The organism is Streptomyces altiplanensis (assembly GCF_053591575.1).
Genome location: NZ_JBSFUB010000195.1, coordinates 1 through 4,873 on the forward strand (window position 1 = coordinate 1; position 4,873 = coordinate 4,873).

The 4,873-nt window shown below is 72.0% G+C and carries 2 protein-coding genes; both read right to left on the reverse strand.

The features are described 5' to 3' along the window. On the reverse strand, positions 1 to 1,947 hold a 1,947-nt coding region (locus ACWD0Y_RS36160; protein WP_450264498.1), incomplete at its 3' end, for a type I polyketide synthase. 22 nt (positions 1,948 to 1,969) lie between these two features. After that, positions 1,970 to 4,873: SDR family NAD(P)-dependent oxidoreductase (locus ACWD0Y_RS36165; protein ID WP_450264499.1), on the reverse strand; the 2,904-nt coding region annotated here is incomplete at its 5' end.

The window sequence follows — 4,873 nt, forward strand, 5'->3', positions numbered from 1 at the left end:
ACGGAACAACGCCACCTCGATGGCGAACAACGCCGGCTGAGTGAAACCCGTCTCGTTCAACAGCTCCGCGTCCCCGCCCCACATCACCTCACGCAACGAACGGCCCAACTCACCGTCCAACAACACCAGTACCGAATCCAGCCCCTCCGCGAACACCGGGAACCGGCCGTACAACTCCCGGCCCATCCCCAACCGCTGCGAACCCTGACCCGAGAACAACACCGCACTCTTCGTGCGTCCCGAGACCAGGCCCTCCACCGCGCCGGGAGCCGTGCCGTTCTTGAGCCAGGCCGCCAGTGCCGCACGCCCTGAGCCGCTGTCCTCGTCCGCGACGACCGCGAGACGGTGCTCCAGGCTCGCCCTGGACGTCGCCAGGGAGAGCGCGGTGTCCACCGCGCGCAGTCCGGGCTCGCGCTCCAGCCTGCTCAGGAGCGCGGCCGCCTGGTCGCGCAGCGCTTCGGCGGTCCGGCCCGAGACGACCCACGGCACCGCGCTCGCGCGGCGCGCGGGAGCGGTCTCCTCCGTCGCCTTGGCGGGGGTCGCGTCGGCGCTGGGCGCCTGCTCGACGATCACATGGGCGTTGGTGCCGCTGACCCCGAACGAGGAGACGCCGGAGCGGCGCGGGCGACCGGAGTCCGGCCACTCGCGGGCCTCGGTGAGCAGTTCGACCTTGCCCGCGGACCAGTCGACGTGCGTGGACGGCTCGTCCGCGTGCAGGGTCTTCGGCACGACGCCGTGCCGCATCGCCATGACCATCTTGATGATGCCGGCGACGCCGGAAGCGGCCTGTGTGTGGCCGATGTTGGACTTCACGGAACCGAGCAGCAGCGGGCGTTCCCGGTCCTGGCCGTAGCCCGCGAGCAGGCTCTGCGCCTCGATGGGGTCGCCCAGCGGCGTACCGGTGCCGTGGGCCTCCACGGCGTCCACGTCGGCCGGGCCGAGGTTGGCGTTGGCGAGCGCCTGGCGGATCACCCGCTGCTGCGAGGGACCGTTGGGCGCGGTGAAGCCGTTGGAGGCGCCGTCCTGGTTGACCGCAGAGCCCCGGATCACGGCGAGGACGGGGTGTCCGTTGCGCTGCGCGTCGGACAGGCGCTCCAGCATCAGGACGCCCGCGCCCTCGGACCAGCCGGTGCCGTCGGCGGACTCGGAGAACGCCTTGCAGCGGCCGTCCCTGGCGAGACCGCCCTGCCGGCTGAACTCGATGAGCGAGCCGGGGGTGGACATCACGTTGACGCCACCGGCGAGCGCCAGTCCGCATTCGCCGTTGCGCAGCGACTGCACGGCCAGGTGGAGCGCGACGAGGGAGGACGAGCACGCGGTGTCGACGGTGATGGCCGGGCCTTCGAGGCCGAGCGCGTACGACAGGCGGCCGGAGACGGCGCTGGCGGCGATGCCGGTGCCGACGTCGCCGGTCGCGTCGTCCAGCGACCTGACCAGGAGGTAGGCGTAGTCCTGCCCGTTGGTGCCGATGAAGGCGCCGGTACGGGTGCCGCGCAGCCGGGTGGCGTCGATACCGGACCGCTCGATGGCCTCCCAGGTGGTCTCCAGCAGCAGCCGCTGCTGGGGGTCCATGGTGACGGCCTCGCGGGGTGAGATGCCGAAGAAGCCCGGGTCGAAGTCGGTTACGCAGCTGAGGAATCCGCCCTGTTGGCTGACGGAGGTGTCGCGCTCGTCGGTGGTGCTGTCGCGCAGGGCGTCCAGGTCCCATCCACGGTCGGTGGGGAAACCGGAGATGGCGTCGGTGCCGGAGGCGACGAGCTCCCAGAGGTCCTCCGGGGAGTAGACCTCACCGGGGAACCGGCAGCTCATTCCCACGATGGCGATGGGTTCCCGGGCCGCGGCGACGAACATTCTGTTCTGTCGCCGCAGTCGCTCGGACTCCTTCATCGCGGCGCGGAGTGCTTCCACGACGCCGGCGGCGGGTGCGTTCTCGGTAGGGGCGTTCATCGTCTGCTCCATCACTCTCGCGCTACAGGTCGGACTGGCCGTTGAGCGCGGCCCGTACCAGGTCTGCCACTGCCATCGAGTCGATGGACTCGTCGGACGTGTCGTCTTCCGCCGGGGCGCTTTCGCCCCGTCCTGCCAGCTGGAGCAACGGTTCCAGCACACCGATGTCCCGCAGTTGTGCCAGCGGCACCGAGGCCAACAGGGCCCGGATCTCCGCTTCTTCGCTGTCGGTCCCCGCCGCGTTCTCGGGCATCAGCTGTCCGAGCACGTGTTCGGCGAGGGAGCTGGGGGTGGGGTGGTCGAAGACGAGCGTCGCGGAGAGGCTCAGGCCGGTGGCCTTGTTGAGCTGGTTGCGCAGCTCGACTGCTCCGAGTGAGTCGACTCCGAGGTCCCGGAAGGACTTCTCGGCGCCGACGGCGTCCGTGTCCGGGTAGCTGAGAACCTGAGCGGCCTGGGTGCGGACCAGGTCCACGACGGTTTCGAGGCGCCGGTTCGCCGACAGGGCGGCGAGCCGGTACCGCAGCCCGGTCTCGGCCGCGCTGTCCACGGGCGCCGCCGTGGCGGCGACCATGCTGTCGTATCCGGGGAACTCCCGGAGCAGGGCGCTGGGCCTGGCCGTGCCGAAGGCCGCGACGAAGCGGTCCAGCGCGACCTCCGCGACGACCGCGGTCGGCTCGGGTTCCATGACCAGCCTGAGCATGGTCTCGCAGGCCAGTTCCGGGTCCATGGCGCCGACTCCGGCGCGCTTGGCGGCCTCGTCGGCCCCGGCTCCTTCTGCCATTCCGCCGCCTCCCCAGGCTCCCCAGGCGACCGAGGTCGCCGGGAGGTCCTGTGCCCTGCGCCGTTCGGCGAGGGCGTCCAGGACCGAGTTGGCCGCCGCGTAGTTGGCCTGGCCGAGGTTGCCCACGGCCGCCGAGGCGGATGAGAAGAGCACGAACGCCGTGAGGTCCGATCCACGGGTCAGTTCGTCGAGCAGGAGGGCCGAGGTGACCTTCGAGCGGAAGACCGCCTCGAACCGCTCCGGGGTGAGCCGGTCGAGCACTCCGTCGTCCAGCACACCGGCGGCGTGGATCACTCCGGTGAGCGGGTGTTCGGCCGGGATGTCCACGAGTACGGCGGCCAGTTGGGCGCGGTCCGCGACATCGCAGGCCGCGACGGTGACCGTGGTGACGAGCCCGTCGAGCTGGGCCCGCAGTGCGTCGGCGCCCGGCGCCGCAGGGCCGCTGCGGCTGAGCAGTACCAGGTGCTGGACGCCGTCCTTGGCGAGCCGGAGGGCGACCTGCGCACCGAGGGCGCCGGTGCCTCCGGTGATCAGCACGGTGCCGTTCGGGTCCCAGGTGCGGACGGGCCGCTTGCCGGGGGCCTGTACGAGGCGCCGGGCGAGGACCGCGGAGGTGCGTACCGCGAGCTGGTCCTCGCCGTCGAGGCCCGCCAGTGCTCCGGCGAAGCCCGCCGCGGCCCGCTCGTCCAGAGTCTCCGGGAGGTCGACCAGACCGCCCCAGCGCTCCGGGTACTCCAGCGCGGCGACCCGGCCGAGACCCCATACGGCGGCCTGGAGCGGGTGGTTCACGGTGTCCGTGCGGTTCACAGACACGGCGCCCCGGGTGGCGCACCACAGCGGCGCCCCGATGGCGGCGTCGCCGAGCGCCTGGAGCAGCACGGCGGTGAGGGCGACTCCCTCGGGCACGCTGCCCGCCGCGGTCTCCCGCAGGGCCAGGAGCGAGAGGACACCGGCGAAGCGTGTGCCGTTCTCGGTGCGCGACCGCAGCTCCCCGGCCAGCGCGGCCCGGTCGGGGCCGGCCACTGCCAGCCGTACGACCTGGGTGCCCAGCGCGTCGAGTACGGCGTTCACCCAGGGGTCCTCGGTGAACTCGGCGGGGATCACGGCGAGCCAGGTCCCCGTCAGGGCCTTGCGGTTCGCGGTGGCTCCGCCGGTCAGCGCCTTCCAGACGATCCGGTGGCGCCAGCCCTCCATGACCGATTCGTCGTTCTGCTGCCGACGCCAGTCGAACAGGGCCGGCAGCACCTTCGAGAGGGCGTCGCCCTCGACGTCCAAGGTGGCCTCCAGCGAAGCGAAGTCCTCCTGTTCCACGGCGTCCCAGAACGCGCGGTCCGTCGTCCGGATGTCCTGCGCGTCGCCGCCCGTGGGGGTGACGCCCGGCATGACGTCCGGCCAGAAACGGCCGCGCTGGAAGGCGTACGTCGGCAGGTCGAGCCACTGGGCTCCGGTGCCGGCGAAGAACGCGGACCAGCGGGGGCCCGCTCCGTGGACGTGGAGCCGGGCGAGCGCGCCGATGAGGGTGGTCTCCTCGTCGCGGTTCTTGCGCAGGACCGGTATGACGACGGCGCCCTGCGGTGCCGTCTCCTGGGCCATGGCGGCGAGGACGCCGTCGGGGCCCAGCTCCAGGAACGTGGTCACGCCCCGGTCGGCGAGGGTCTGCACACCGTCGGAGAAGCGCACGGCCTCGCGGACGTGGCGCACCCAGTACCCGGCCGAGCACAACTCCTCGGCCGAAGCCGTACCGCCGGTCAGGTTGGAGACCACCGCGATGCGCGGAGCCTCGTACGACAGGCCCTCCGCGACCGCCCGGAACTCCTCCAGCATCGGATCCATCAGCGGCGAGTGGAACGCGTGCGACACGCGCAGACGCGTCGTCTTGCGCCCCAGCTCCGCCAGCCGCACCGCGACCTCCAGGACCTCCTGCTCGTCACCGGAGATGACCATGGACGAGGGGCCGTTGACGGCCGCGATCGACACACCGTCGACCAACAGCGGCAGAACCTCCTCCTCCGTCGCCTGCACCGCGACCATCGCTCCACCGGACGGAAGGGCCTGCATCAACCGCGCCCGCGCCACCACCAGACGAACCGCGTCCTCCAGCGAGAACACCCCCGCCACATGCGCCGCCGCGATCTCACCGATCGA